This window comes from Brevundimonas sp. (assembly GCF_032055285.1).
Taxonomy (GTDB): domain Bacteria; phylum Pseudomonadota; class Alphaproteobacteria; order Caulobacterales; family Caulobacteraceae; genus Brevundimonas.
In genome coordinates, this window is record NZ_DAMBRE010000002.1 from 278,042 (window position 1) to 305,015 (window position 26,974).

The following is a 26,974-nucleotide window of genomic DNA, read 5'->3' on the forward strand; positions in this document are numbered from 1 at the left end:
ACCTCAACAACTGGCTGAACGCAGGTCCAGCTTCATGCCGGCCACGATCAGGCAGGCGCTGTCCGCGATTGACGCGATCCGCTGGTTCAGTCGGCCGGCTTCGTCGCGGAAGCGGCGTCCCAGGGCGTTGTCGGGGACCAGGGACCAGCCGACCTCATTGCTGACCACCCAGACAGTGGCGGGACAGGCGGAAAGCGCCAGGGCCAGATCGTCGACAGCGGCGGAGAGATCGCGGTCTGCCAGCATCTGATTGCTGAGCCACAGGGTCAGGCAATCGACCACGACCACGTCCTCGGCCGACAGGTCGCGCAGCGCCGCAGCCAGTTCGAGGGGCGCTTCAAGCGTGCGCCAGTCGTCGCCGCGATCGGTCCGATGCCGGTCGATTCGATCGCGCATCTCTTCGTCGAAGGCCTCGGCGGTGGCGATCATCAGGGGAGGGCGGCCGGTTCCGGCCGCCACCTGTTCAGCCTGTCTCTGGGCATAGGCGCTCTTGCCCGAGCGGGCGCCGCCGAGGACCAGGGTGATGGCCATGCTTCGTCTCTCCGGTTGACCTGAACCGCGCGCGGTCCTACTGCCACGGTCGCGTCAGGTTCCCCGAAAGGGGATTGAAAGGGAACGGAGTGTGAAACTCCGGCTGTTCCCGCAACTGTAAGCGGCTAGCCCGCGCGTCATACGCCACTGGCGGTCCGGAAGGCCACGGCCTGAAACGACTTCTGGGAAGGCGACGCGCACCGGCCTTGATCCGCGAGCCAGGAGACCTGCCTGTCGCCGTCGTTCTCCGCGCGGTCGGGATGTGCCGAGCGGTCGAGGCAACTCGTGTGACGACAGTCGTAAACCAGCCGCGTCAGCGGCCGCTTTCGCTCATCCGGGCGGAGGCCGGTCCGGCGCGGCGTCGTCATATGGAGAACCGGAATGAACCGGACCGCATTCGCCACCCTGGCCGCCGCCAGCCTTCTTGCCGCTGCCCCCGCCTTCGCCGCCGAAGTCACCGACCAGCAGGCCGCCGCCCCCGACGTGGCCGGCCGCGCCGGCGCCACCGCCGTGGCCGACGTCATCGTCACCGCCAACCGCTCGGCCCAGCCGATCGAGCGCGTCGGCGCCTCAGTCACCGTCCTGACCCAGGCCGCCATTGAGGCGCGCCAGACCCCGGCCGTGGCCGAGCTTCTGGCCCAGACGCCGGGCGTCAGCTTCACTCGCAACGGCGGCGTCGGCACGTCCACGGGCGTCAACATTCGCGGCGCCGAGAGCCAGCACACCGTCGTCCTGATCGACGGGGTCAAGCTGAACGACCCGTCCTCGACCCAGGGCGGCTTCAACTTCGGCAATCTGCTGGTCGGCGACACCGCCCGCATCGAAATCCTGCGCGGCGCCCAGTCGACCCTGTGGGGCAGCCAGGCCATCGGCGGCGTGGTCAACATCGTCACCGCTGAGCCGACCGAAACCCTGCAAGGCAGCTTCGACGCCGAAGCCGGCGCGCGCGGCACGACCTATTTCCGCGGCGGCGTCGGCGGCGCCAATGACCGCCTCAGCTGGCGTCTGGCCGCAAGCCGCTATGACACCGACGGCTTCTCGGCCTTCGCCAAGGGGACCGAGGACGACGGCTACACCAACACGGGTCTGTCGGGCCGCCTGAACCTGAAGATCACCGACGCAGTCTCGCTGGACCTGCGCTCTGTCTGGTCAAACGGTCAGAACGACTTTGACGCCTTCAACGGCGACAGCCGCGAGTACGGCAAGACCAAGGAACTGGTCGGCTACGCCGGGCTGAACTTCGACCTGCTGGACGGCCGTTTCCGCAACCGGATCGGCTATGCCTACACCGACACCAACCGCCTCAACTACAACCCCGCGACTGCGGCCCAGCCGTTGACCTTCGACGCAGCGGGCGAGAACCGCCGTTGGGAATACCAGGGCACGTTCGCCCTCACCGAGACGCTGAACGCCACGTTCGGCATCGAGAGCGAACGTTCGGAAATGCGTACGCGTTCGCCCTCGAGCTTCAACCCGAACCCGGCGTTTGCGCGCGGTGAAGCCGACCTCGACAGCGCCTATGCCCAGGTTCAGTGGACGGTGCTGGACGGCCTGACCCTGACCGGCGGCCTGCGCTACGACGACCACGCCCAATACGGCGACAACCTACTGGGTCAGGTCGCGGCGGCCTGGGCTCTGAACGACGGCGACACCGTGGTGCGCGCCAGCTGGGGCCAGGGTTTCCGCGCGCCGGGCCTGTATGAGCTCTATAGCGAATACGGCAACCTGACGCTGCAGCCGGAAGAGTTCGACAGCTGGGAAGTCGGCGTCGAGCAGCGCCTGTTCGACCGCGCCGTGGTCTCGGCGACCTACTTCAACCGTCAGGCCGACAACGAGATCCGTTACAACGGCTGCTCGACGCCCTCGACCGATCCGCTGTGCACCGTTAACGGCGTCGGCCGTTGGGGCTACTACCGCAACGTCCAGAAGACCGAGGCGCAAGGCGTTGAACTGATCGGCCGCGTGGACGTGACCGAGCGCCTGAACCTCAGCGCCAACTACACCTGGACCGACGCCAAGAGCGCCTCGGGCGCCACTGACGGCAAGCGCCTGACGCGTCGCCCCGAGCACATGGCCAACTTCGCCGCCGACTATGCGTGGCCGGTGGGTCTGAAGACCGGCGTGGCGGTGCGCTATGTGGGCGAGACCTTCAACAACGACGCCAACACGGTCGTCGTGGGCGAATACACCCTGGTCGACATCCGCGCCTCCTATCCGATCAACGACAACCTCGAAGTCTATGGTCGGATCGAGAACGCCTTGGACGAAGAGTATCAGACGGTCCTGAACTACGGCACGCCGGGGCAGGGCGTGTTCGGCGGCGTTCGCGTCCGGTTCTGATCCCATGCATGACGCCGCGTTTCTGACGACGGCGACCCGGCACGGCGGCGGTCTGATGAAGGCCGCCGCCGCCTATCCCGACGCGCCGAGGCCCTGGCTGGACCTGTCCACCGGGATCAATCCCGAGCCGTGGCGCGGCCCGCGCGCCCCGGAGGCGGAGCTGAACCGTCTGCCCGATCCCGCCGCCCTGGTCGCGCTGGAGACGGCGGCGGCGGCGGCCTTCGGCAGCGCGCCGGAACGGACGGCGGCGGCAGCGGGGGCCGAGGCGGCGATCCGCCTTCTGCCCCTGCTGCTGGGCGTGCGCTCGGTCGAGATCGTCGGTCCGACCTACGGCGCCCACGCCGAGGCCTGGCGAGCGGCGGGCGTGGCGACGCGCCTGATCGCAGCCGATCAGGCAGCGACGTCGCAGGCGGGCGTGCTGGTCATCGTCAATCCGAACAATCCCGACGGCCGTCTGACCCGGCGGGCCGACCTGATCGCCATGGCGCGCGAGCGTTCGGCCGCGGGACGTTGGCTGGTGGTGGATGAGTCCTTCATCGAATGCGCGCCGGGCGACAGCGTGTCGAACCTGGTCGAACCCGGCCTGATCGTCCTGCGCTCGTTCGGCAAGTTCTATGGACTGGCTGGCGTGCGGCTGGGCTTCATGCTGGCCGCGCCGGGTCTGATTGCGCGTCTGCGCGCCCTGCTGGGCGACTGGCCCGTCGGGGCCGACGCCTTGATGATGGGGCGGGGGGCCTATGCCGACGCGGATTGGCGGCGGCGCACCGAGGCGGCCCTGGCCGAACGCGCAGACCGGCTGGACGATGTTCTCGCGCGGGCCGGGTTCCAGATCATTGGCGGGACCAGCCTGTTCCGCATGACCCGCACGCCGCACGCGGCGCTCTGGTTCCAGCATCTGTGCCGCTTGGGCGTTTTGACCCGGCCCTTCGATCATACGCCGGACGGTCTGAGGTTCGGCGTGCCGAGCGAGCGCGACCTGCCGCGCCTGATGCGTGCGCTGGAGACCTTCGCATGAGCGCGACGCGGCGACAGGCGATGGCGGGCGCTCTGGCCGGCGCGGGGGCGGCCATGGTCGCCGGCCCCGCCGCGGCGGGCGCCGCCCCGCGACGGGTTGTGTCGCTGAACGCCTGCCTTGACGCCATTCTGGTTCATGTCGCCGACCGGGGCCAGATCGCAGCCCTCAGTCACTATGCGCGCGAGCCGGTCGGCTCGACCATTTCCGAGGTGGCCAAGACGCTGCCCTTCACCTGGGAGACGGCCGAGGAGGTCATCGCCCTGCGACCCGACCTGGTGCTGACCAGCCGCCACAGCGCCCTGGCCACCCGCAACGCCCTGGGGCGGATGAACATCCCGACCGAGCTGTTCGCCGTGCCCGACAGCGTGGCGACCAGTCTGGACCAGGTGCGCGAGGTGGCGCGTCTGGTCGGCCGTCCGGCGCGGGGCGGGGCCCTGATCGCCCGCATAGAGGCCGCCATCGCCGCCTCCGCGCCGCCGCCGGGATCGCCGCCGCTGAAAGCCCTGATCTATCAGCCCAACGGCTTCGCCGCCGGGCGCGGCACTCTGATGGACGAGATGATGGCCCGCGCCGGGTTTGAGAATGTCGCCGAGCGCTATGGCCTTGGCAAATGGGGCAATGTCCCGGTCGAGCGCCTGCTGGCCGATCCGCCGCAGGTCCTGCTCAGCGGCGTGCCCGCGCAGGGCTCGCGCACCTGGGCTGACCGGGTGATGCGTCACCCGGCGCTGGCCTCGCTGTCCGGTCGGATGGTGCAGGCGCGACTGGAAGAGAAGCTGCTCTATTGCGGCGGGCCGGTGCTGATCCAGACCGCCGCCGCCCTGGCTCGCGCGCGCCGCACGGCGATGGAGGCCCTGACATGACCCTGCCGCGTCCCTTGATCCTGATCGGGCTTCTGGTCCTGATCGCTGTCCTGTCCGTCGCCAGCATGAGCGCGGGGCGCGTCTGGGTGCCGTGGAGCGATTGGGCTAGCCAGCAAGGCGACCCCGCCTGGGCCATCCTGTTCGAACTGCGCCTGCCGCGCACCATTCTGGCCCTGATGGTCGGGGCGGTGCTGGGCCTCACCGGGGCGGCGCTGCAGGGCTATACGCGCAATCCGCTGGCCGATCCGGGCATGCTGGGCGTCTCGACCATGGCGGCGCTGGGCGCGGTACTGACCTTCTATCTGGGCGCGGCGGCTAGCGCGCCCTGGGTGCTGCCGGTCGCGGCCATGTTGGGCGCCGGGCTGGGCGTGGTCTTCTTGTTGGCGCTGGCGGGGGCGACCAGCAGCGTCGTCACCTTCATCCTTGCAGGCGTGGTGATCCAGACCATGGCGGGCGCCGGGGTGGCGCTGGCGCTGAACCTGGCCCCCAACCCCTGGGCGGTGAACGAGATCGTCAACTGGCTGATGGGCTCTCTGGCCGACCGCAGCGTCGTCGAGCTGAAGTTGGCGGCGCCCGGCATGATCCTCGGCTGCCTGCTGCTGATGACGCAGGGGCGGACGCTGGACGCCCTGACGCTGGGCGAGGCCGGGGCGCGATCATTGGGGGTGCGGCTGGATTTAGGACGGTTGGTATTGGCGCTCGGGGCCGCCCTGGCGGTCGGTTCGGCGGTGTCGGTGACGGGTTCGATCGGTTTCGTCGGCCTGATCGTGCCGCATCTGCTGCGCCCCCTGATCGGGGCCCGCCCCGGCGGACTGCTGCTGCCCTCGGCCCTGGGCGGGGCGGCTCTGGTGCTGGCGGCGGACATATTGGTGCGGCTGACGCCTTCAGCGTCTGAGATCAAGCTTGGCGTGGCCATGGCGGCCCTGGGCGGCCCCTTCTTCCTGGCCCTTCTGATCGGCATGAGGAGGAAGCTGGCATGAGCCTTCTGAGCGCGGAAAACCTGTCCGTCCGACTGGGCGACAAGGCGGTTCTGAACGGCGTCAACGCGGCCTTCGCGCCGGGGCTAGTGACGGCGGTGGTCGGACCGAACGGGGCGGGCAAGTCCACGTTGCTGGACTGTCTGGCGGCCTTGAGGAGGCCCGACGCGGGGCAGGTGACGCTTGACGAACGCCCCCTGCGCGACCTGCCATCGCGAGAACGGGCGCGCCGTATCGCCTATCTGCCCCAGAACGCCGAGATCGCCTGGGCGGTGGACGGTCGCACCTTCGTCGGTCTGGGGCGCACGCCCTATGTCGGCGCCTGGGGGCTGTCGGCGGAGGATCGCCTGGCCGTGGATCGCGCCATGGCCGTGACCGGTGTTCAGGCGTTCGCCGACCGCGTCGTCTCGACCCTGTCGGGCGGCGAGCGGGCGCGGGTGCTGATCGCGCGGGCCCTGGCGGGCGACCCGCAATGGCTCCTGGCCGACGAGCCCCTGGCAGGGCTGGACCCGGGCCATGTGCTGGATGCCTGCGACCTGTTCCGGCGGCTGGCGGATGAAGAGGGACGAGGCGTCATCCTGACCCTGCACGACCTCGATGCGGCTCTGCGCGTGGCCGACCGGGTCATCGTTCTGGCCGACGGACGCGTACTGGCGGATGCGCCGCCCCGTGAGGCCTTGTCGCCCGAGGTGCTCAAGGCGGCCTATGGCGTCGAGGCGCACACCCTGGCCGGCGTGCGCGGCCCCGTGCTGGAGATGGTCGGCCGTGCCCGCTAGCGCGCCCACGCCATGGATCGTCGCCGGAGCCCTCCTGCTTGAGGGCGCGGTCGGCTGGCCGCGCCGCCTGCCGCATCCGGTGGTCTGGGTCGGCGGTCTGATCGCGGGGATGGAGCGAGCCTGGAACGGGCCGGAACGTTCGGAGAAAGCACGACGGGCGTTCGGCGTCGCGACCGTTCTGATCCTGATCGCCGTGGCCGGCGGCGCCGGGTGGGGATTGGAACGACTGGCCGCGTCCGCACCCTTCTGGCCGGGACTGGCGCTGGTTCTCGTTTGCGGGGCGACGGGCCTGGCGGCGCGCAGCCTGCTTGATCACGTTCGCGCTGTCGCCAAGCCTCTGACGGCGGGCGATCTGCCCGCCGCGCGTCTGGCGGTCAGCATGATCGTTGGCCGGGATGTAGAGGCGATGGGCGAGGGCGAGGTGGCCGTCGCCGCCCTGGAAAGTCTGGCCGAAAGTTTTTGCGATGGGGTGGTTGCGCCGGTCTTCTGGTTCCTGGTCGGCGGCCTGCCGGGTCTGTTCGCCTACAAGGCGGTCAACACGGCTGACAGCATGATCGGCCACATGGAGGAACGCTGGCGCGCCTTCGGCTGGGCCGCGGCGCGGACCGACGACGTGATGAACTGGATCCCGGCCCGGATCGCGGGCGGCCTGATCGCACTGGGCGGCTGGCAGGGCTGGCGCATCATGTGGCGCGACGCCCGCAAGCACGCCTCGCCCAATGCCGGCTGGACCGAGGCCGCCATGGCGGGGGCGCTGAGGGTGAGGCTGGGCGGGCCGGTTCGCTACGACGGGGTCGTCGCCGATCGCCCCGACTTCGGCGACTGGGCGCCGCCGCGCGCCCATGATCTGCGGCGTGGTCTTCGTGTCTATGGCGTTGCCTGCGCCGTCCTGATGCTGCTCTTGATCGTGGGAGGCTTCGTATGGCCGCGCTGACCCTGACCGACCTGTTCGCCGTGCCGGATCTGGATCGGTCCTTACAGCCTGCCCTGCAGCAGGCGCTGGACGGCAAGGCCAAGCCGCCGGGCGCCCTGGGGCGGATCGAGGAACTGGCGCTGACGCTGGGGCTGATCCAGCGGCGACTGAAGCCCGCCGTCGAGCGGCCGGTCCTGCTGGTCTTTGCTGGGGACCATGGTCTGACGCGCTCGGGCGTGGCGGCCTTTCCGTCCGGCGTCACCGTGGCCATGGTCGACACCCTGCTGGCGGGCAAGGCCAGCGCCAACGCCTTCGCCCGCGTGGTCGGGGCCGAGGTGCGGGTCATCGACGCGGGCGTGGCCGCCGACCTGTCGGGTCGCGAGGGCCTCGTTCATGCCAAGATCGCGCCTGGCACGGCGGACGCCTCGGTCGAACCGGCCATGACGGCGGCGCAGGCTGAGGCGGCTCTGCTGGCCGGCGCGCAGGTGGCGGAGGACGCCATCGCCGATGGCGCCGACCTGCTCGCCCTGGGTGAAATGGGCATCGGCAACAGCGCCTCGGCGGCTCTGCTGATGCACCGCCTGGCGCCCGCGCCGCTGGACGACTGCGTGGGCCAGGGGGCGGGTCATTCGCCGGAGGGCATGGCGCGAAAGCGAGCCGTTCTGGCTCAGGCGGCGGCGCGGTCGGATGCGACGGCGCCGTTCGAGGTGCTGACCCAGTTCGGCGGCTATGAGATCGCCATGATGGCCGGGGCCGTGCTGGCGGCGGCCAGGGCGGGGGCTCCGGTTCTGATCGACGGTTTCATCGGCACGGCGGCGGCGCTCTTGGCCATTCGGCTGGCGCCCGCCGCGCGGGGCTATTGCCTGTTCGCCCACGCCTCGGCCGAGGCGGGGCATCGCCTGATGCTGGAGGCCTTGAACGCTCGACCCCTGCTGGGGCTGGACATGAGACTGGGCGAGGGGACCGGCGCCTTGCTGGCCGTGCCTCTGGTTCAGGCGGCCTGTGCCCTGTTGTCCGAAGTTGCGGAACTGTCGGACGTGCTGGAGGCCGCAGGGTGATCCGGCATGAAGGGCGGCTGGTCGTCTGTGCGGTGCAGTTCCTGACCCGTATCCCGACGCCGCAACTGGCGGCTTTCCGGCCGGAATGGATCCAGCAGAGCGCGCGCTATTACCCGCTGGTCGGCCAGATCGTTGGCGGCGTGTCGGCCCTGATCCTCTATGGCGCGGCTCAGGTCTGGGGCCCGTGGATCGCGGCCCTGCTGGCCGTGGGCGCGGGGATCGCCCTGACCGGCGGTTTCCACGAGGACGGGCTGGCCGACACCGCGGACGGGCTGGGCGGCGGGCTGACCCGCGACCGTCGGCTGGAGATCATGAAGGACAGCCGGCTGGGCTCCTATGGCGCGCTGGCGCTGGGGCTGACCCTGGCTCTGCGTGTCGCGGCTCTGGCCATGCTGGCGCAGGTCTCGCCCCTGTTCGCCGCCGTAGCCTTGCTGGCCTCGCATGGTCTGGGCCGCGCGGCGGCGGTCGGGGCCATGACGATCATGCCCTATGGCGGCTACCCCGGCATGGCCAAGGAGGGCAAGCCTGATCGCGCCTCAGTCGCGGGGCTGGCGGTGGCGGTTCTGATCGCCCTGTGGCCGCTGGCCTTCTTCTCGCCGGTCACGGGGGCGGGGGGCGTCGCGCTGGGCCTGCTGGTCGCCGCCGTTCCGGCCTGGCTGGCTTGGCGGTTGATCGGCGGACGTACAGGGGATGTGCTGGGCGCGGTCGAACAGGCCTTCGAGGTCGGCTTCCTGCTGGCTGTCGCCGGGCTGGCGGCCGGATGAAGTTGATCGTCGCCCCTCTGCACGAGGTCGCGGGGCTGGCGGTGCGTCATCAGCCGTCGCATCTGATCAGCCTGGCCTCGCCGGGTCATGTCGATGCGCCGCTGGCCGACACACCGCCGCATCGGCTGGATCTGAGATTCAACGACATCGCCGAGCCACGTGAGGGGCTGACCCCGCCGACCGAGGCGGACATCGCCGCCCTGCTGGTCTTTGCCGACGGCTGGGACGGGACGCAGTTCTTGTTGATCCACTGCTGGGCGGGGGTCAGTCGCTCGACGGCGGCGGCCTATGTCGTCGCCTGCGCGCGGTCCGAACCGGGTCGGGAGCAGGCGTGGGCTGAGCGGCTGCGCGCTGTCGCCCCGACCGCCACGCCCAACCCCCTGATCGTGGCCCTTGCCGATCGCCTGTTGAACCGCGACGGCGCCATGATCAGAGCCGTCGCCGCCATCGGGCGGGGCGTCGAGACCGCCTGGGGGGCGCCATTCGAACTGGACTTGTCGCCGCAAGGAGCCTCGCGCTGATGACCGAAGCCGATCTGAACGCCCGCCACGCCGAGAAGATGAAGAAGGTCCAGGCCGCTCGCGACCGGATGATGGCGACCAAGACGGTCGAGCGCGGCCTGGTCATCGTCCACACCGGGACGGGCAAGGGCAAGTCGACGGCGGCCATGGGCATGGTCTGCCGTATGATCGGTCACGGCATGAAGACCTCGATCATCCAGTTCATCAAGGGGGCGATGGAGACGGGCGAGCAGACCCTGTTCGACGCCTTTCCCGATCTGGTCGAGATGCGGCCCATGGGCGAGGGCTTCACCTGGGACACCCAGGACCGCGCGGCCGACATCGCCAACGTCCGCCGCGCCTGGGACGCCGCCAAGGCGCGCATCATGGCCCCGGACTGGAAGATGGTCGTCTGTGACGAGCTGAACATCGCCCTGCGCTACGACTACCTGCCGGTCGAGGAGGTGCTGGCGGTTCTGGCCGCGCGCCCCGCCGACACCCACGTCGTCATCACCGGCCGCAATGCGCCGGACGCTTTGATCGAGGCGGCGGATTTGGTGACGGACATGCAGATGGTGAAGCATCCGTTCCGCAGCGGGGTGAAGGCCCAGGCGGGGGTCGAATTCTGATGACGGCGCGTCTGGTGGTCTGCACGACCTGCCGCTTCTCAAGCGAGGAGCCGGTGGACGCAGACGGCCTGTCGGGCGGCCAGGCCCTGCTCAAGGCGGTCGTGACCGCCGTGGAGGCGACAGGCGCTAACGCCCTGCAGGTTGAGGCGCAGGCCTGTCTCTGGGCCTGTCGCAGTCATTGCGTGGTCTATTTGGCCCAGCCCGGAAAACCAGCATACGTGGCGGGAACCTTCGCTCCCACGAACGACGCCGCCAAAACGATCATTGATTTCGCGCGACGCTACGCCGCCAGTTTCGACGGCGCCGTGCCCTATCGTGAGTGGCCAGAGGGGATGAAGGGCCGGTTCATCGCGAGATTGCCCGAATAGAGCGTGGGCGGCACGCGTTAACTCTAATTTCAAACCGCTGGTATTTGAGTGGTGCTCGAAAGGCAGGGTCAGAAGGACCAAAGCCCGGAGAACAGGCTATGACTGCGCACGAAACCGCGCCTGAGGCTATCGAAACGGCGGCTTTGCCGCTCCCCACCATCGATATGGACGGGGACGCTCTGTTCCGGTTGGGACTGGCCTATTCGGCAGGGCTGGACGGTTGTCCCATCGACCGTGTCTCTGCCCACATGATCTTCAATCTGGCGTCCATGAAGGGCTCGGTCGAGGCGCGCGAATATCGCCGCGACCTGAGTCAGGAAATGGAGCATGACGAGATCGCCGAGGCTCAGCGCGCTGCGCGCCGCTGGATCGACGCGGGTTCCAGCACTCTGGCCGCCTGAAGTCGCGGGCGACGGCTGGACCGGGCGGCGACGGCGGGCTATGGACCCCGCAAGACTAGTCGCCGAAGGATTCCGCCCATGCTCGCTCGCATCTATCGCCCGGCCAAGACCGCGATGCAGTCGGGCAAGGCCAAGACCCACGACTGGCGTCTGGAATTCGAACCGGCCACAGCCCGTACCCAGGACCCGCTGACCGGTTGGACCAGCACCAGCGACATGAACGGTCAGGTCCGTCTCAGCTTCGAGACCAAGCAAGAAGCCGTTGAATACGCCGAGCGCCATGGCATCGCTTTCCGCCTGCACGAACCGCAGGACGCGCCGTTGATTCTCAAGGCCTACGCTGACAATTTCGCCACCAATCGCAAGCAGTCCTGGACCCACTAGGTCCGGGCTAGGCTGCGGTTCAGGCCGAAGCGCCCTTAGCTCAACCGGATAGAGCACCCGCCTTCTAAGCGGGATGTTGCAGGTTCGAGTCCTGCAGGGCGCGCCAGGCCTTTATGGGTATCCGGCCCCTAGAGTTTTACAGCTGAAGGCGGACGCTCTCGCTGGCCAGGAAGCAGACGCTCTAGATGTCCGCCAAGGGTGGAAAGCGGGAGTCAGAGGCCGAGGATGCTGACCGGCGTGTCTTCATCCGGGCGTTCCTCCAGCCAACCGGCCAACGCGCTGAACAACGCGTCTTTCGCTGTCGCCTCGTCGCTGTCACTGACGACAGATCGTAGGCTCTTGGCCAAGCGTGCTCGGGCGCCGACGCTCAGCTCAAACACGCCGTATCTATGCCCAATGGTCCAATCGGGCGCTACGGCGCGAAGATGAGGCTCAATGAGGTCGAACGCGTCCTCCCTGATCGCGATGCCCGCGCCGATTTCTCCCGGCCAACCCCCGTCGGCGAACTGAACGGTGTCACCCCCGACAAGTCCGGTTGTGAGGGTGAAGTAATCGGCCTTCTGCACGCAGCGATCTCCATCAGATCAGGCATCATGGCTCGTTCCCTGATGACCGCAATGGGTCGAAAGCTGCCGTTACCACTCGAGCGGAAATCTGACTCACCTCTCTAGGAGGCGAGCGGCTTTACGTCCGCAGCCTAAGTGGTTGTTTCGTATGAGGTCGATGAGCGTCCTACAGGGTGCGCGAGCCTTGGGCGCTTACAAGCCAATCAGCCCAATGAAAGCAGCGCCTTGGTCGCCGCTTCCACATCGTCCTGACGCATCAGGCTTTCACCGACAAGGATGGCCTGGGCGTGGGCGTCGGCGACCCGCTGGACGTCGTCGGCGGTGAAGATGCCGCTTTCGGCCACCAGAAGGGCTTTCACCGGGCTGAGCATGGACAGGCGCTCGGTGGCGTCGAGGTCGACCTCGAAGGTGCGAAGGCTGCGGTTGTTGATGCCGACCAGATCGCCGCCCAACTTGCAGGCGCGGGCCATCTCGGCCTCGTCGTGGGTCTCGATCAGGGCGTCCATGCCGAAGCGCTCGGCCTCGGCCAGCAGGTCGGCGGCCAGTGCGTCGTCCACCATGGCCAGGATGATGAGGATGCAGTCGGCGCCCAGGGCGCGGCTTTCGGCCACCTGCCAGGGGTCGACCAGGAAGTCCTTGCGCAGGCAGGGCAGGGCGACCGCGTTGCGCGCGGCGGCCAGGAAGGCGTCGTCGCCCTGGAAGCTGGGGCCGTCGGTCAGGACGGACAGGCAGGTCGCGCCGCCGCGCTCATAGGCTTTTGCGAGGGCGGGCGGGTCGAAGTCGGCGCGGATCAGGCCCTTGGACGGACTGGCCTTCTTGATCTCGGCGATCAGGGCGGGTCGGCCGGTTTCCTCGGCCACGCGTGCCAGTGCGGCGCGGAAGCCGCGCGGGGCCGTGGCCTGGGCGGCGACGGCCTCGATGGCGGACTGAGAGGTCGCAAGCTTGCGGGCCGCCACGTCTTCGCGCTTGTAGGCGGCGATCTTCGCCAGAACGTCGGTCATGCGGCCTCGTCGGGGTCGATAGGGGTGTTGGTGACGCGCGCCAGGGTCTCGAGCGCGGCGGCGGCGCGACCGTCGTCGATGACGGCGGCGGCCAGGTCGGCGCCTTCACCCAGGTCGGCGGCGCGGTCGGCCACGACGAGGGCAGCGGCAGCGTTCAGCACGACGATGTCGCGATAGGGGCCGCGTTCGCCCGCCAGCAGGGCCTTCAGCGCCGCCGCATTGTACTCGGCGTCGCCGCCGCGAAGGTCGTCCAGTGTGGCCAGCGGCAGTCCGGCGTCGGCGGGGGTGACGGTGAAGCGGCGGACGGCGCGGTCCTTCCATTCGGCCACCTCGGTCGGCCCCGTGGTGGTCAGCTCGTCCAGACCTTGACCGTGGACGGTCCAGGCGCGACGCGCGCCGAGGCGGCCCAGCACCTCGGCCAGAGGCTCCAGCAGGGCAGGATCATAGACGCCCATGACCTGACGGTTCGCATGCGCCGGATTACAAAGCGGCCCCAGAAGGTTGAAAACCGTACGGAAACCAATCTCGGCCCGCACCGGACCGACGTGGCGCATGGCCCCGTGATAGGTGGGGGCGAACAGGAAGGCGATGCCGGCTCGATCCAGGGCGCGGGCCTGTTGGGCGATGGTGGCGTCCAGATTGACGCCCAGGGCGGCCAGGACGTCGGACGACCCGGACTTGGAGCTGATGGCGCGGTTGCCATGCTTGGCGACCTTGAGGCCCGCGCCCGCCAGGACGAAGGCGGCGGCGGTCGAGACGTTGTAGGTGTGCTGGCCGTCGCCGCCGGTGCCGCAGGTGTCGATCACCTCGTCGAACGGATGATCCAGCGACAGGGCGGCGTCGCGCATAGCGGTGGCGAAGGCGACGATCTCGTCAACCGTCTCACCGCGGATGCGCAGGGCGGTGACGGCGGCGGCGACCTGGGACGGGGTCGGCTCGCCGCGCAGGCAGGCAGAGAAGAAGGCGTGGGCTTCATCCGGCGTCAGGACGCGCCCGTCGACCAGCTTGCCCAACAGAGGCTTGAAACCGTCCATGGGCTCAGACCGTCGCCAGACGCTTGACGCCCGCCAGATCGAGGAAGTTGGCGATCATGTCGTGGCCATGCTCGGTGGCGATGGATTCCGGGTGGAACTGCACGCCGTGGATCGGCCGGGTGCGGTGGGCCAGCCCCATGATCTCGCCGTCGGCGGTCCAGGCGGTGACTTCCAGCTCATCCGGCAGGGTCTCGCGACGCACAGCCAGCGAGTGATAGCGGGTGGCGGTGAAGGGCGAGGGCAGGCCCTTGAACAGGCTGCGGCCTTCGTGCTCGATCGGCGAGGTCTTGCCGTGCATCAGGGTCTTGGCACGGATCACTTCGCCGCCGAAGGCCTGACCGATGGCCTGGTGGCCCAGGCAGACGCCGAAGATGGGCATGTCCAGCGGCGCGGTGTTCAGGATAGGCAGGCAGATGCCGGCCTGATCGGGCGCGCAGGGGCCGGGCGACAGCAGCACAGCCTCAGGCTTCAGCGCCCAGGCTTCTTCCACGGTCAGGTCGTCGTTGCGGACGACATGCGTCTGGGCGCCCAGCTCCGCGAGGTAGTGGACGAGGTTGTAGGTAAAGCTGTCGTAGTTATCGACGACGAGGATCATGGCAGGGTTCTTAGGACGGGAGGGACAACGCGCCAAGCGAAGGCGGACCGAAAGCGGACGTTAAGCTGTCCGCGCGATACAAGGAGCATCGCCATCGGAAGAAATCCGTCTTGACCCGCTTAGAAGCCATCCGCGACGCCCAGGCCCTGCTCGATGAGCCGGCCACAGAACAACCCAAGCCGTTGCGCCTGCTGGCGGCGGCGGCCTTCGCCGCGACGGCGGCGGTGATGCTGGCGGGGACCATGGTCGTGGGCCCCGGCGTGTCGTTTGACCAGGGTTCCACGGTTTCCAATCCTTAGATCTTGCCGTCGGCGCCCTGGCCGCGAATGGTCGCGGTGAATCGCCACGCGTCCTCGGCCGCCTTCATCGGGGCGCGGGCCTTGGCCAGGGTCTCGGCGTATTCGGCGGCAGGGTCGCTGTCGGCGACGACGCCGGCGCCGGCCTGAACGAAGATCTGGTTGTCGGCGAACATGGCGGTGCGCAGGACGATGCAGATGTCCGCCTCGCCATTGGCCGAGATATAGCCCACGCCGCCGCCGTAACCGACGCCGCGCTTCTCGGCTTCCAGTTCGTCGATGATCTCCATGGCCCGGACCTTGGGCGCGCCGGACAGGGTGCCGGCGGGGAGGGCGGCCAGAAGCGTATCCACCGCGTCGAGCTTGGGATCAGCCGCGCCGTGCACGTTGGAAACGATGTGCATGACCTGGCTATAGCGTTCGACGACGAAGCTTTCCGTCACCTCGACCGAGCCGGGCGATGAGACCCGACCCACGTCGTTGCGGCCCAGGTCCAGCAGCATCAGGTGCTCGGCTCTTTCCTTGGGATCGGCCAGCAGCTCGACCTCCAGCGCCTTGTCCAGCTCCGGCGTGGCTCCACGCGGGCGGGTGCCGGCCAGGGGGCGGATGGTGACGCGGCCGTCCTTCAACCTGACCAGGATTTCCGGGCTGGACCCAGCCAGTTGGAAGTCCACGTAGTCGAGGAAGAACAGATAGGGCGACGGGTTGCCGCGACGCAGCGAGCGATAGAAGGCGAAGGGGTCCTGGCTCCACGGCGCCGAGAAGCGGTGGGCCAGCACGACCTGGAAGATGTCGCCGGCGGCGATGTAGTCCTTGGCCCGGGCCACCATGGCGTCGAAGCCGGAGGCGTCGACGGGCGAGTGGAAGTCGGGGGCGGGAACCGGTTCGGCTTCACGCTGGATCGCCAGGGGGCCGCGTAGGCGATCCTCGAAGTCGTCGAGGCGGGCGAGGGCGGCGCTGAAGGCCGTGTCCGCATCGGCACCGCTGTCGGGATAGGCGGCGGCGATCAGGACGATCTCGTGCTTCACCGAATCGAAGATGGCCACCAGCGACGGGCGCGCCATGACGGCGTCGGGCAGGTTCAGCGGGTCGGGGTTGGCCGGACCTAGCGGCTCCAGCAGACGCACCATGTCGTAGCCGAAGACGCCGAACAGGCCGGCGGCCATGGGGGGCAACTCGCTGGGCAGGTCGAACTTCGTCGCGGCGATCAGGGCGCGAAGCGATTCCAGCGTGGGTCGGTCTTCGGCCGTGAAGCGGCCGGCCAGGACAGCTTCGCCGCGCGCGATCTCGGCCTGACCGTCTCGGCAGCGCCAGACGACGTCGGGGGCCAGGGTGACGATCGAATAGCGGCCGTTGACCGCCCCGCCTTCGACCGACTCCAGCAGACTGGCGTAGGGACGCCCGTGACCTACCTTGAGGAAGGCCGAGACGGGCGTCTCCAGATCGTCGATCAAGCGGCGAACGACGACCTGGGGGCGGCCTGATTTCAGGCCAGAGACAAACGCGGCGCGTTCAGCTTCCTGTCCGACGCCTGCGCTCATTTCTTGGCGGGCGCGGGGGTCGGAGCCACCGGGGCGGCTGCGGGAGCTTCGATGCCCAGGGCGGCGATGGCGGCGGCAGGGTCGTTCTTGGCCTTCACGCGGGCGGCGGCGGCGGAGAAGCCCTGCTCGACCATAGCGTTGGCCAGAGCCTGGGTCAGGCGCGGACGAACCTGCTCGACCAGGGGCGCGGCCAGGGCCGGAACGGCGGCGTGGATGGCGTCGACATGACCGACCACGAAGCTGTTGGCCGACGCGGCGCCGGTGAAGACCTGACCCTTGCCCTGGCCGAACAGGCCGCGCAGGACGCCTTCGCCCAGTTCGGTCTGGCTGGCCTGGCTCTGCTGGACGGCGGTGCGGGTGGCCAGTTGAGCGCCGGCCGAAGCGGCGACCTTGGCGATGTCCTCGCCGGCGCGGACGCGACCGGCCAGTTCCTCGGCCTTGGCCGACAGACGGCGAGCATTTTCACGCAGGGTCCATTGCTGGGCCAGAGGCGCGCGCACTTCGGCCAAGGTCGGCAGCGAAGCCGGGCGAATGTCGTCGACGCGGATGGCGAAGTACTGACCTTCACCGGCGTCGATGATGTCGCTCTCGCCGCCCTTGGACAGGGCGTAGGCAGACTCGAAGATCTGGCGCGGCGCGTTCAGCGGCTGACCGTCAGGCAGGCGGCCATCGGCGGTGAAGGGCGGCAGTTGCACCAGGCGCGCGCCGACCGACTGAGCGGCGTCGGCCAGGTTCTTACCTTCCTGGCGAGCCTTCTCGTACTGCTCGACCTTGGCATAGGTCTCACCCTTCACGTCTTCGGCGCGCAGTTCCTGAACCAGGGCGTTGCGGACGCTTTCCAGCGTGGCGGGCGCGCCAGCAGTGACGCCGGTCACCTTGGCGACGGTGAAGCCCAGGCGGCCCTGGATCGGGTTGGAGACCTGGTTGGCGGGCAGGGCGAAGACGGCGGCGCCGACGGCCGGGTCGCCCAGGGCGCTCTGCGGCGTGTCGTTATAGGTGCTGACCTCGATCTTGTTGGCGGTGGCGACTTCGGCGGGGGTCTTGCCGGCGCGCAGGTCGGCGGCGACGCGGTCGGCGGCGGCCTTGTTCGGGACGGTCAGCGTGACAAAGGTGCGCTTTTCGGCGTTCGACAGTGCGGCCTTGCGGAACTCGAAACGTTCGCGAATGCGCTCTTCGGTGATCGGCTTGGGCTGGCTGTTGGGGCCGGGGTTGAACAGCACGATCGAGATCATGCGGAATTCAGGACGGCGCAGCTGGGCGGCGTTCTCATTGAGGAAGGCGGTCAGTTGAGCGTCGGTCGGCGCGCCGGCGGCCCCGGCCATCGCCTGGGTCACGGTGAACCAGCGCCCGTCGCGCGTTTCCAGAGCCTGACCTGCGAGCAGGGCGCCGTAGATGCGCGGCACGCGTGCGCCGGCGAAGACGCCCGCGCCAAACTGGCTGGCGACATACTGATCGCGCAGGTCCTGTTCCAGCATTTCCGAGGTCATGCCCTGGGCGGCCAGGGCCTGCTCGTAGCGGTCCTGATCGAACTGACCCGACACCTGGTTGAAGAAGGCCGGGATCTGGCGGATTTCCTTCAGCACCAGTTCCTTGCCGGGGCGAATGCCCGCATTCCAGGCCCAGGCGAGGAAGCCCATGCGCTGGGTCTGACTTTCCAGATACTGGGTGTGGATGTTCTCCTTGACCATGTCGTCGAACGACACGGGGCGGCCGGCCTGCTCCTGCAGGTTGGCGCGGACGCGCTCGAAGTCGCCGCGGAACTGCTGGGCGCCGATGCTGCGGTCGCCGGCGTCGATGACGTGTTTCGGCCCGAGGCTCGAGAACACATCCGACTGAGCGCCCACGATCAGGAAGCTGAGGATGATCAAGGCGAACAGGCCCGCAGCCCATTTCGACTTGGAGAAGTTGCGGAACAGCGTGATCATCGAGACAAGAACCTGACGAGGGCCGGCGTCAAAGGGGCGCCACGCTCGCCTATAAGGGCAGTCCCTAGGGCGCCGCAAGCCGAGGCCCCGCAACATCTTGGCTTCCGCGGCAACGGCGCCTAAACAGGCCGCATGAAACAATCTGTGAAGCTGGTCGCCGGCAATTGGAAAATGAACGGCCTGGGCGCGAGCCTGGGCGAGGCTGAGGCTCTGGCGAAAGCCTTGCAGGAACAGGCTGCGGCCTGTCGCGTGGCTCTGTGCCCGCCTGCGACGCTGATTGAGCGGATGGGGCGCGTTCTGGCTGATACGTCCGTCGAACTGGGCGGTCAGGACTGCCATGCCGAGGCGTCGGGCGCGTTCACGGGTTCGGTGTCGGCAGACATGCTGGTCGATGCTGGGGCCGCTCTGGTGATTCTCGGACACTCGGAGCGCCGTGCCGGTTTCGGCGAAACCGACGCTGACGTCGCCGCCAAGGTGGAAGCCGCGCTGACCGCCGGTCTGGAGCCCATCATCTGCATCGGCGAGACCCTGGCTGAACGCGAAGCCGGGCAGGCGGTCGAGGTGGTCAGCCGCCAGGTGGCCGGTTCGCTGCCGGCCAGCCTGTCGGGCAAGGCCTTCGCCGTGGCCTATGAGCCGGTCTGGGCCATCGGCACCGGCCTGACGCCGACGCTGGAGCAGATCGAGGAAGTCCACGCCGCCGTGCGCGCCGCCATGGTGGCCAAGCTGGGCGAGGGCGGTCGTTTCGCGCCGATCCTGTACGGCGGCTCGGTCAAGCCTTCGAACGCGGCGGAGATCCTGGCCGTGGCCGAGGTCGGCGGGGCCTTGGTCGGCGGCGCTTCACTGAAGGCCGAGGATTTCCTGGGCATTATCCGCGTCGTCTAGGCGAGGATTTTTCGCCACAGTTCGTTCGGCGTTTGCCCCGGTCCCCCATCGGTGTTAGACGCCGCCGCTTGATCGGCGCATCTGCGCGCCCACATGATTGACACTATGCTCCAGACCATCTTGCTCGTCGCCATGATCCTGATCTCGGTCGCCCTGACGGCCGTGATCCTGCTGCAACGCTCCGAGGGCGGCGCCCTGGGCATGGGCGGAGGCCCGTCGGGCTTCATGACCGCGCGCGGCGCGGGCAACCTGCTGACGCGGGCCACGTCGATCCTGGCGATCGCCTTCTTTGTCTGCGCCATCAGCCTGACCATCGCCGGCAACTTCGCTCGTGGTTCGCGTTCGGTGATCGACGCCGACGCCGTCGGCGCCATCGCCGTGGGCAACGAGCAGCCAGCCGCTTCGACCGACCAACCGGCTTCGACGCCGGCGGCGCCTGCCGCCCCGTCGCTGGACGATCTGGAAGCCAGCCTCCCGGCAGCTTCCGCTCCGGCCCCGGCGCCCGCACCGGCGCAGTAAGCCGCCGACAGATACGAAATCCCCGAAAGCGCGCCGCAGGGCGCGCTTTCTTCTTATGTTCAACAGTTGTTTTGCGTCGGGCCATGCTCCCGCCGCGAATCATGGAGTAAGGTGTCCGCCCATGGCTCGCTATGTGTTCATCACCGGCGGCGTGGTTTCCTCGCTAGGAAAAGGCCTCGCCTCCGCCGCTCTCGGCGCTCTTTTGCAGGCACGAGGTTACAAGGTCCGTCTGCGCAAGCTGGACCCCTATCTGAACGTCGATCCGGGGACGATGAGCCCCTATCAGCACGGCGAGGTCTTCGTGACCGACGACGGAGCCGAGACCGACCTCGATCTGGGCCATTATGAGCGCTTCACGGGCGTGTCGGCCGCCAAGTCGGACAACGTCACGACCGGCCGCATCTATTCGACCATCCTGGAGAAGGAGCGTCGCGGCGACTATCTGGGCGCGACCGTCCAGGTGATTCCGCACGTCACCGACCAGATCAAGCAGTTCTGCCTCAGCCCGGCCAAGACAGACGACGGCGAGGATGTGGACTTTGTTCTGGTCGAGATCGGCGGCACCGTCGGCGACATCGAGGGCCTTCCCTTTTTCGAGGCCATCCGCCAGCTGGGTCAGGATCTGCCGCGCGGCCAGTCCTGCTTCGTCCATCTGACCCTGCTGCCCTTCATCAAGACGGCCGGCGAGATGAAGACCAAGCCGACGCAGCACTCCGTCAAGGAGTTGCGCTCCATCGGCATCCAGCCTGACATCCTGCTGTGCCGCTGCGAACAGCCGATCCCGGCTGAGGAAAAACGCAAGATCGGCCAGTTCTGCAATGTGCGCGAAAGCGGCGTGATCCAGGCCATGGACTCGGCCGATATCTACGCCGTGCCGCTGGACTATCACCGCGAGGGCCTGGACAGCGAAGTCCTGGCCCACTTCGGCATCACCGACGCGCCGCAGCCCGACCTGTCCGGCTGGGAAGAGATCGTACGCCGTCGCCTGCACCCGGACGGTGAAGTCACCATCGCCGTGGTCGGCAAATATACGGTCCTGAAGGACGCCTATAAGTCCCTGATCGAGGCCCTGCAGCACGGCGGCGTGGCCAACAACGTCAAGGTCAATATCGATTGGGTCGAGGCCGACACCTTCGAGGGCGATCCGGAGGCCTGCGAGACCCGTCTGGCGGGCGCCCATGCGGTCCTGGTCCCGGGCGGCTTCGGCGAGCGCGGGGCCGAGGGCAAGATCGAGGCGGCGCGCTTCGCTCGCGAACGCAATATCCCTTACTTCGGTATCTGCTTCGGCATGCAGATGGCGGTGATCGAAGCGGCACGGAACCTGGCGGGCTTCCCCAAGGCGACCTCGACCGAGTTCGGTCCGGCGGAAGAACCCGTCGTCGGCCTGATGACCGAATGGACGCAAGGCAACCAGCGGGTCCTGCGTCAGCAAGGCGGCGACCTGGGCGGCACCATGCGTCTGGGCGCCTATGACTCGACGCTCAAGGCGGGCTCCAAAATCGCCGAAATTTACGGTGCGACCGAGATCAGCGAGCGTCACCGTCACCGCTACGAGGTGAACATCAACTATCGCGATGCGATCGAGGAGAAGGCCGGCCTGACCTTCGCCGGTCTGTCGCCCGATGGCGTCCTGCCCGAAACGGTCGAGCGTGCGGACCACCCGTGGTTCATTGGCGTTCAGTACCACCCGGAACTGAAGAGTCGCCCGTTCAAACCGCACCCCCTGTTCGCCAGCTTCGTCGGCGCCGCCGTGGTGCAGAGCCGCCTCGTCTAGGAACGGGGTTCACGCACGCTTGTTGCAGTGTTTGTCCAGTATTGTGCCAATATGGGTCGCAATCACTGGGCAGACGCAGATGGCGGGTGAAATTCTCTACTTTCTTCATCGGCACTTCAAGGCCGTGCTGGTCCTTGGCTTGATTGCGAGCGTCGGCGTCCTGGGCGCTGTCGCGAGCGGCGTGCTGCGACTTTTCCATTCGGGCGCCTGATCGCAGCCGAAACGGTCCGCACCAGACCTTTTTTGCGACGTCTTGAGGGATGAGCGCCAACGGTGCGTATTCGTCACTGGGGACGCGAAAGGCTTCGGTCATGGAAGATCTGGGATATTGGCTGGCGCGTGCCTCCACGGCCGAAGACGCTTCGCTTGATCGTCTGGAAGACGGTGTCTGGAGCCGGGTGAAGGCGATCCAGGCGCAGAGGGCGACCGAGCGGATGCGCGTGGTCGCGGTCGCCATGGCGCTTCTGATCGGCGTGGCGAACGGCGGCCTGGGCGCGAAGTTCGCGCAGTCGATGTCCTCTTCAGAAATGCAGGTCTTCACGTCCGCCGCCATGTCGCCGTTGGCGCGCCTGGAGGTCGGCTGATGGCCGTGGCCTGGAAATCCATCGCCGTGACGGTGACATTGGCGGCCGTCGCCAGCGGGGTCGGAGCATGGGCGGGCGCCACCTGGGTGCTCAACAAGCAGGCGCAGCCGTCTCTGCACGAGATCGTCCACAAGGACCTCGATCTTTCGCCAGAGCAGCACCGCAAGATCGAAGGCATAGAAACTCGGTTCGCCGAGCAACGCCTTGTGCTGGAAGGCCGGGTTCAAGTCGCCAATCGCGAGCTGGCCGAGGCGATCAAGGTCAGCAACGGCGACAGTCGGGTGGTTCAGCCGGCCGTCGATCATTTCCACGACGCCATGGGCGATCTGCAGCAAGCCACCATCGCCCACATTTTCGAAATGCGGTCTGTGATGACCGACGCCCAGGCGCGTCGCTTTGACCGAAGCATGGTCGAGGCGCTGTCCGCCGACGCGCAATAGCGGTCGTGTCCGAACGTGAGGTCCTGCAAGCGAACGCGGCGGCAGGCGACATAGCGGCCTTCGACACTTTGATGCGAGAGACCAAGGCGGGGCTTTATCGTTTTGTCAGGCGCTATGTCGGCGACGCGGAAGAGGCCTATGATCTGGTGCAGGAGGCCTATGCCGCCGCCTGGCTCGCCATGCGTCGCTATGATCCGAACCGGTCCTTCGAGGCATGGCTGAGGACGATCGCCATCAACAAGTGTCGGGACTGGAGCCGGCGTCGCCGCGTCCGCCGGTTGTTGTTGGGCGGGTTCGATGTTCATTCGCCCGAAGCCTTGGCCGTCGCCGATGGCGCGATCCCCCCGGAAGATCGCCATGACGCCGACGTCATGACGCGGCGCTTGCATGTCGCCATCGCCGCCTTGCCATCGAAGTTGAAGGAGCCGCTGCTGCTGACGGCGATCGAGGAACGGAGCCAGGCGGAAACGGCTCAAATTCTGGGCTTGTCAGTCAAGGCCGTTGAAATGCGGGTGGCGCGAGCGCGTCAGAAACTGGCGGCGCACCTCGAGCTCAAATCCTGATAGCGCACCCGGAAAGGCCTCCGGCAGCGAACGACCGGAGGCCTCGGCGGTGCCTATCAGTCTCGTTGCTACGAGCCGGCGCGTTCGGCGCCGACGAAGGTCATGAAGCGGGCGGGGGCCCCGCTGCCGAAGCGCATGACGTCGTAGCGCTCGGGGGCGTAGCCGGGGGCCTCCATGCCGGGCGAGCCGGTGGGCATGCCGCCGACGCCGATCCCGCGTGCGGCGCCCCGCGCCTTCAGGAAGGCGTCGACGGCGGCGGCCGGAACGTGGCCCTCGATCACCTTTCCATCGACGACAGCGGTGTGGCAGGCCCACAGGGATTCCGGCACGCCGAGGCGGACCTTGACCGGGGCCAGATCGTCGGTCGGGACGACGCGGATGGCGTAGCCGGCCTTGCGCATATGCTCGACCCAGCCGCCGCAGCAGCCGCAGGAATCGCTCTTGTACACGGTCATGTCCGAGGCCTGGGCCACGGTGGGCAGGCCGTTCAGCAGGATGCCCGCGCCGCCGAGGAGAGCGGCGCCCAAGGCGAGGGTGGCGATCTTCATCCTGTTCATGGTCAGGCCGCCTCGGCCGGATAGCCGGCGTCGTTCAGAGCGGTCATCAGGGTCTGGCGGTCGGCGCTGGTGGCGACCTCGACGCGACGGGCCTCGATGTCGGCCTTGATTGCTGCCGAGGCGTCGACGCCGTGAATGGCCTTCTCGACGCTGGCGACGCAGCCGCCGCAGCGGATCTTGGGAATGGTCAGGGCGATCATTGGGGAACTCCTTGGGAAACAGCGGCGGACGAACCCGCCAGGTCGGACAGGATGGGGCAGTCGGGGCGGTCGTCGCCGGCGCAGCAGTGCGACAGATCGCGCAGGGCGTCGGCCATGGCCTGCATTTCCTTGATGCGGGCGTCGAGGTCGGCGACGTGCTTCTCGGCCATGGCCTTGACCTCGCGGCTTGGCCGGTTGTGGTCGCGCCACAGCGACAGCAGGCGGCTGATCTCCTCGACCGAGAAGCCCAGGCTGCGGGCGCGGCGGATGAAGCGCAGGTCGTTCAGGTCGCGCTCGCTGAAGTCGCGATAGTTGCTCTCGGTCCGCTCCGAGGGGCGGATCAGGCCGACGGACTCGTAGTAGCGGATCATCTTGGCCGAGACGCCGGTGGCTTGAGAGGCCTTGCCGATGTTCATTGGACGGCTCCGGGAATGTGGGGCTTGAAGGCGCGCAGGCGCAGGGCGTTCAGCACCACACTGACGCTGGACAGGGCCATGGCCCCCGCCGCCAGCATGGGCGACAGCATGTAGCCGAAGGCCGGATAGAGGACGCCCGCCGCGACCGGGATCAGCAGGACGTTGTAGCCAAAGGCCCAGGCCAGGTTCTGGCGGATGTTGCTCATGGTGGCGCGCGACAGGCCGACCGCGCTGACCGCGCCGCGCAGGTCGCCACCGGTCAGGACCACATCGGCGCTTTCGATGGCCACGTCGGCACCGCCGCCGACCGCCAGGCCGACATCGGCCGAGGCGAGGGCAGGCGCGTCGTTGACCCCGTCGCCGACGAAGGCGATGCGACGACCGCCGGACTTTAGGGCGTTGATGGCGGCAACCTTGCCGTCGGGCATGACCTCGGCGTGGACCTCGTCGATGCCCAGCAGGCGGGCGACAGCGGCGGCGGTGCGGCGGTTGTCGCCGGTGATCATCGCCACCTTCAACCCCAGACCATGCATGGCCTGAATGGCGGCTGCCGTGGTCGGCTTGATCGGATCGGCCACGGCGATGACGGCGGCCAGTCGGCCGTCGACGGCGGCGTAGAGGGGCGTCTTGCCCTCGTCGCCCAGGCGGGCGGCGGCGTCAGCGAAGACGGCGACGTCGTGGCCCAGCTCGGCCATGTAGCGGTCGGCGCCGACCTCGATGCGGCGACCCGCGACCGTCGCCGCCACGCCCTTGCCGGGCACGGAGGCGAAGTCTTCGGGGCGGGCCACGCTGAGACCGCGCGTGGCGGCGGCCGCGACCAGGGCGCGGGCCACGGGGTGTTCCGACTGGGCCTCGACGGCGGCGACCAGGGCCAGAACCTCGTCCTCCGCGAAGCCTTCGGCCACGGTCAGGTCGGTCAGTTCGGGGCGGCCTGCCGTCAGCGTGCCGGTCTTGTCGAAGGCGATGACCTCGACCCCTTGCAGCGCTTGCAGCGCCTCGCCCTTGCGGAACAGGACACCCAGTTCGGCGGCGCGGCCCACGCCGACCATGATCGAGGTCGGGGTGGCCAGACCCATGGCGCAGGGGCAGGCGATGATCAGCACCGCCACGGCGGCGACCAGGGCCATGCCCAGCGCCGGATCGGGCGCGAACAGATACCAGACGGCGAAGGTCAGGATGGCCACGGCCATGACGACCGGCACGAACCAGCCGGTGACGCGGTCGACCAGGGCCTGAATGGGCAGCTTGGCGCCCTGGGCGGTTTCGACCATGCGCACGATCTGGGCCAGCACGGTCTCGGCGCCGACCTGCTGCGCCTTGAAGCGGAAGGCGCCCGTGGTGTTCAGGGTGCCGCCGACGACCTTGGCGCCCGCGCTCTTCTCGACCGGGATGGGTTCGCCGGTCAGCATGGATTCGTCGAGCCAGGACGAACCCTCGGTCACCACGCCGTCGACGGGAACGCGCTCGCCGGGGCGCACCACCACGATGTCGCCGGGCTGGACGCTGTCGATGGCCACATCCTGCTCAAGGCCGTCACGCACCACGCGGGCGGTCTTGGCCTGCAGCGACATCAGGCGGCGGATGGCCTGACTGGTCTGGCCTTTGGCGCGGGCCTCGATCCACCGGCCGACCAGGATCAGGGTGACGATGACGGCGGCGGCCTCGAAATAGACGTTGGCCGTGCCCTCGGGCAGCAGGGCGGGGGCGAAGGTCGCCACGGTCGAGAAGACCCAGGCCGCGCTGGCGCCCAGCACCACCAGGGAGTTCATGTCCGGGGCGCGGCGCAACAGGGCGGGCACGCCCTTGCGGAAGAAGATCAGGCCGGGCCCGAACAGGACGAAGCTGGCGAGGACGAAGCTGATGAGCCGCCAGTTCTGCACGCCGATGGTTTGTTCCAGCCAGTGGTGCATGCCGGGGATGAAGTGCGAGCCCATCTCCAGCACGAACAGGGGCAGGGTGGCGACGCCGGCGATCAGGACGGCGCGGCCCAGGTTGCGGATGTCGGCGGCGCGGGCGGCCTGTTCACGGTCGGCGGCGTCGAGGCCGGCCTGTTCCGGTTGCTCCAGAACATAGCCCGCCTGCTGCACGGCGGCGGCCAGATCGCGGAAGGCGACGGTTCCCGACAGGAAGCGCACGGTGGCCCGTTCGGTCGCCAGATTGACGCTGGCGCTGAGGACGCCGGGCACGGCGGCCAGGGCCTTCTCGACGCGACCGACGCAGCTGGCGCAGGTCATTTCCCGCACCGGATAGACGACTTCTTCCTCCAGCGGCTCATAGCCGGCGGCGCGGATGGCGTCGGCGACAGCGGCAGGCGATCCGCCCGCGTCCAGCACCACGTGGGCGCGCTCGGCGGCCAGATTGACGCTGGCCTCGGTCACGCCGGGCACGGCGCGCACCGCCTTCTCGACCCGGCCGACGCAGCTGGCGCAGGTCATGCCGAGAACAGGCAGATCAAGGGCTTTCAGGGAGGCGTCGGACATCGGCATTGCCTTTCGTCGTTTATAGCCTGAACCTTCTAAACCTTCCCGTCATGGTAAGGTCAACACGCTTCGTGAGGGCGTGATC

At 68.5% G+C, this 26,974-nt stretch carries 32 protein-coding genes, 1 tRNA gene and 1 riboswitch; of the genes, 22 read left to right on the plus strand and 11 right to left on the minus strand.

What is annotated here, in order from left to right:
* Positions 1-3: 3 nt before the first annotated feature.
* Entirely contained in the window at positions 4-531 is a 528-nt protein-coding gene (cobU, locus tag RTY13_RS06895; RefSeq protein ID WP_312782144.1) for a bifunctional adenosylcobinamide kinase/adenosylcobinamide-phosphate guanylyltransferase, read from the minus strand.
* A 39-nt stretch (positions 532-570) separates the two neighbouring features.
* Positions 571-781, plus strand: a riboswitch (cobalamin riboswitch).
* 131 nt (positions 782-912) lie between these two features.
* Here cobU and RTY13_RS06900 point away from each other — a divergent pair.
* The 14 genes from RTY13_RS06900 (at position 913) to RTY13_RS06965 (ending at position 11,622) form a co-directional block, all read left to right on the plus strand.
* On the plus strand, positions 913-2,871 hold the full coding sequence (locus RTY13_RS06900; protein ID WP_312782146.1) for a TonB-dependent receptor domain-containing protein: 1,959 nt from the start codon (positions 913-915) through the stop codon (positions 2,869-2,871).
* 4 nt (positions 2,872-2,875) lie between these two features.
* Positions 2,876-3,886, plus strand: a complete 1,011-nt coding sequence (gene cobD / locus RTY13_RS06905; RefSeq protein ID WP_312782148.1) for a threonine-phosphate decarboxylase CobD — start codon at positions 2,876-2,878, stop codon at positions 3,884-3,886.
* On the plus strand, positions 3,883-4,746 hold the full coding sequence (locus RTY13_RS06910) for an ABC transporter substrate-binding protein (protein WP_312782150.1): 864 nt from the start codon (positions 3,883-3,885) through the stop codon (positions 4,744-4,746). Before cobD ends, RTY13_RS06910 begins: the two co-directional genes overlap by 4 nt.
* Positions 4,743-5,726: an iron ABC transporter permease gene (locus RTY13_RS06915; RefSeq protein ID WP_312782152.1), complete on the plus strand. Its 984-nt coding sequence runs from the start codon at positions 4,743-4,745 to the stop codon at positions 5,724-5,726. Before RTY13_RS06910 ends, RTY13_RS06915 begins: the two co-directional genes overlap by 4 nt.
* Complete coding sequence (locus RTY13_RS06920) at positions 5,723-6,499, plus strand: ABC transporter ATP-binding protein (RefSeq protein WP_312782154.1); 777 nt, start codon at positions 5,723-5,725, stop codon at positions 6,497-6,499. Before RTY13_RS06915 ends, RTY13_RS06920 begins: the two co-directional genes overlap by 4 nt.
* Positions 6,489-7,433: an adenosylcobinamide-phosphate synthase CbiB gene (gene cbiB, locus RTY13_RS06925; RefSeq protein ID WP_312782156.1), complete on the plus strand. Its 945-nt coding sequence runs from the start codon at positions 6,489-6,491 to the stop codon at positions 7,431-7,433. Before RTY13_RS06920 ends, cbiB begins: the two co-directional genes overlap by 11 nt.
* Positions 7,421-8,470 (plus strand): nicotinate-nucleotide--dimethylbenzimidazole phosphoribosyltransferase, encoded by a 1,050-nt coding sequence (gene cobT / locus RTY13_RS06930; RefSeq protein WP_312782157.1) that lies wholly within the window; start codon positions 7,421-7,423, stop codon positions 8,468-8,470. Before cbiB ends, cobT begins: the two co-directional genes overlap by 13 nt.
* Complete coding sequence (locus RTY13_RS06935) at positions 8,467-9,234, plus strand: adenosylcobinamide-GDP ribazoletransferase (RefSeq protein ID WP_312782158.1); 768 nt, start codon at positions 8,467-8,469, stop codon at positions 9,232-9,234. Before cobT ends, RTY13_RS06935 begins: the two co-directional genes overlap by 4 nt.
* A complete protein-coding gene (locus RTY13_RS06940) occupies positions 9,231-9,755 on the plus strand; it encodes a hypothetical protein (RefSeq protein ID WP_312782159.1) in 525 nt (174 codons plus the stop codon). The genes RTY13_RS06935 and RTY13_RS06940 overlap by 4 nt, the downstream gene beginning before the upstream one ends.
* A complete protein-coding gene (cobO, locus tag RTY13_RS06945) occupies positions 9,755-10,363 on the plus strand; it encodes a cob(I)yrinic acid a,c-diamide adenosyltransferase (RefSeq protein ID WP_312782160.1) in 609 nt (202 codons plus the stop codon). The genes RTY13_RS06940 and cobO overlap by 1 nt, the downstream gene beginning before the upstream one ends.
* Positions 10,363-10,731, plus strand: coding sequence for a DUF1636 domain-containing protein (locus tag RTY13_RS06950; protein ID WP_312782161.1), 369 nt, complete (start codon positions 10,363-10,365; stop codon positions 10,729-10,731). Before cobO ends, RTY13_RS06950 begins: the two co-directional genes overlap by 1 nt.
* A 98-nt stretch (positions 10,732-10,829) precedes the next feature.
* Complete coding sequence (locus RTY13_RS06955; RefSeq protein ID WP_312782162.1) at positions 10,830-11,132, plus strand: sel1 repeat family protein; 303 nt, start codon at positions 10,830-10,832, stop codon at positions 11,130-11,132.
* A 78-nt stretch (positions 11,133-11,210) separates the two neighbouring features.
* Positions 11,211-11,516, plus strand: coding sequence for an ETC complex I subunit (locus RTY13_RS06960; protein ID WP_312782163.1), 306 nt, complete (start codon positions 11,211-11,213; stop codon positions 11,514-11,516).
* A gap of 29 nt (positions 11,517-11,545) precedes the next feature.
* A tRNA-Arg gene (locus RTY13_RS06965) sits at positions 11,546-11,622 on the plus strand.
* Positions 11,623-11,728: 106 nt separating this feature from the next.
* Here RTY13_RS06965 and RTY13_RS06970 read toward each other — a convergent pair.
* The 4 genes from RTY13_RS06970 to RTY13_RS06985 all read right to left on the minus strand — a co-directional run bounded on the left by RTY13_RS06970 (position 11,729) and on the right by RTY13_RS06985 (position 14,712).
* Positions 11,729-12,082, minus strand: a complete 354-nt coding sequence (locus RTY13_RS06970) for a hypothetical protein (protein ID WP_312782164.1) — start codon at positions 12,080-12,082, stop codon at positions 11,729-11,731.
* Between the two features lie 203 nt (positions 12,083-12,285).
* A complete protein-coding gene (gene trpC / locus RTY13_RS06975) occupies positions 12,286-13,083 on the minus strand; it encodes an indole-3-glycerol phosphate synthase TrpC (protein ID WP_312782165.1) in 798 nt (265 codons plus the stop codon).
* On the minus strand, positions 13,080-14,117 hold the full coding sequence (trpD, locus tag RTY13_RS06980) for an anthranilate phosphoribosyltransferase (RefSeq protein WP_312782166.1): 1,038 nt from the start codon (positions 14,115-14,117) through the stop codon (positions 13,080-13,082). The genes trpC and trpD overlap by 4 nt, the downstream gene beginning before the upstream one ends.
* Positions 14,118-14,121: 4 nt before the next feature.
* A complete protein-coding gene (locus RTY13_RS06985) occupies positions 14,122-14,712 on the minus strand; it encodes an aminodeoxychorismate/anthranilate synthase component II (RefSeq protein ID WP_312782167.1) in 591 nt (196 codons plus the stop codon).
* 110 nt (positions 14,713-14,822) lie between these two features.
* Between RTY13_RS06985 and RTY13_RS06990 the strand changes: the two genes are divergently transcribed.
* Positions 14,823-15,011 (plus strand): hypothetical protein, encoded by a 189-nt coding sequence (locus RTY13_RS06990; RefSeq protein WP_114817024.1) that lies wholly within the window; start codon positions 14,823-14,825, stop codon positions 15,009-15,011.
* On the opposite strand, the gene trpE is transcribed toward RTY13_RS06990, so the two are convergent.
* Positions 15,008-16,549: an anthranilate synthase component I gene (gene trpE / locus RTY13_RS06995; protein WP_312782168.1), complete on the minus strand. Its 1,542-nt coding sequence runs from the start codon at positions 16,547-16,549 to the stop codon at positions 15,008-15,010. The two genes, RTY13_RS06990 and trpE, sit on opposite strands and share 4 nt — an antisense overlap.
* A complete protein-coding gene (locus RTY13_RS07000) occupies positions 16,546-18,474 on the minus strand; it encodes a peptidyl-prolyl cis-trans isomerase (protein WP_312782169.1) in 1,929 nt (642 codons plus the stop codon). The genes trpE and RTY13_RS07000 overlap by 4 nt, the downstream gene beginning before the upstream one ends.
* A gap of 132 nt (positions 18,475-18,606) precedes the next feature.
* On the opposite strand from RTY13_RS07000, the gene tpiA reads away from it, so the two are divergent.
* From tpiA to RTY13_RS07035, 7 genes are all read left to right on the plus strand, one after another.
* Positions 18,607-19,356 (plus strand): triose-phosphate isomerase, encoded by a 750-nt coding sequence (tpiA, locus tag RTY13_RS07005; protein ID WP_312782170.1) that lies wholly within the window; start codon positions 18,607-18,609, stop codon positions 19,354-19,356.
* A gap of 105 nt (positions 19,357-19,461) precedes the next feature.
* Positions 19,462-19,875, plus strand: a complete 414-nt coding sequence (gene secG, locus RTY13_RS07010) for a preprotein translocase subunit SecG (RefSeq protein WP_312782172.1) — start codon at positions 19,462-19,464, stop codon at positions 19,873-19,875.
* Positions 19,876-19,996: 121 nt separating this feature from the next.
* On the plus strand, positions 19,997-21,649 hold the full coding sequence (locus RTY13_RS07015; RefSeq protein WP_312782174.1) for a CTP synthase: 1,653 nt from the start codon (positions 19,997-19,999) through the stop codon (positions 21,647-21,649).
* Between the two features lie 79 nt (positions 21,650-21,728).
* Positions 21,729-21,860 carry a hypothetical protein gene (locus RTY13_RS07020; protein WP_312782176.1) on the plus strand — a complete coding sequence of 44 codons (132 nt, stop codon included), beginning with the start codon at positions 21,729-21,731 and terminating at the stop codon, positions 21,858-21,860.
* Between the two features lie 49 nt (positions 21,861-21,909).
* Positions 21,910-22,233: a hypothetical protein gene (locus RTY13_RS07025; RefSeq protein ID WP_312782178.1), complete on the plus strand. Its 324-nt coding sequence runs from the start codon at positions 21,910-21,912 to the stop codon at positions 22,231-22,233.
* Positions 22,233-22,673 (plus strand): periplasmic heavy metal sensor, encoded by a 441-nt coding sequence (locus tag RTY13_RS07030; protein WP_312782180.1) that lies wholly within the window; start codon positions 22,233-22,235, stop codon positions 22,671-22,673. Before RTY13_RS07025 ends, RTY13_RS07030 begins: the two co-directional genes overlap by 1 nt.
* A gap of 5 nt (positions 22,674-22,678) precedes the next feature.
* Positions 22,679-23,236, plus strand: a complete 558-nt coding sequence (locus RTY13_RS07035) for a sigma-70 family RNA polymerase sigma factor (protein ID WP_312782182.1) — start codon at positions 22,679-22,681, stop codon at positions 23,234-23,236.
* 68 nt (positions 23,237-23,304) lie between these two features.
* On the opposite strand, the gene RTY13_RS07040 is transcribed toward RTY13_RS07035, so the two are convergent.
* The 4 genes from RTY13_RS07040 to RTY13_RS07055 are packed head-to-tail and all read right to left on the minus strand — an operon-like array spanning position 23,305 to position 26,889.
* Positions 23,305-23,793 (minus strand): DUF411 domain-containing protein, encoded by a 489-nt coding sequence (locus RTY13_RS07040; protein WP_312782184.1) that lies wholly within the window; start codon positions 23,791-23,793, stop codon positions 23,305-23,307.
* A 2-nt stretch (positions 23,794-23,795) separates the two neighbouring features.
* Positions 23,796-23,993 carry a heavy-metal-associated domain-containing protein gene (locus tag RTY13_RS07045; RefSeq protein WP_312782186.1) on the minus strand — a complete coding sequence of 66 codons (198 nt, stop codon included), beginning with the start codon at positions 23,991-23,993 and terminating at the stop codon, positions 23,796-23,798.
* The gene (gene cueR, locus RTY13_RS07050; protein ID WP_312782188.1) at positions 23,990-24,409 is read right to left on the minus strand and encodes a Cu(I)-responsive transcriptional regulator; all 420 of its coding nucleotides are present in this window, start codon (positions 24,407-24,409) and stop codon (positions 23,990-23,992) included. Before cueR ends, RTY13_RS07045 begins: the two co-directional genes overlap by 4 nt.
* Positions 24,406-26,889 carry a heavy metal translocating P-type ATPase gene (locus tag RTY13_RS07055; RefSeq protein ID WP_312782190.1) on the minus strand — a complete coding sequence of 828 codons (2,484 nt, stop codon included), beginning with the start codon at positions 26,887-26,889 and terminating at the stop codon, positions 24,406-24,408. Before RTY13_RS07055 ends, cueR begins: the two co-directional genes overlap by 4 nt.
* Positions 26,890-26,974: the final 85 nt, after the last annotated feature.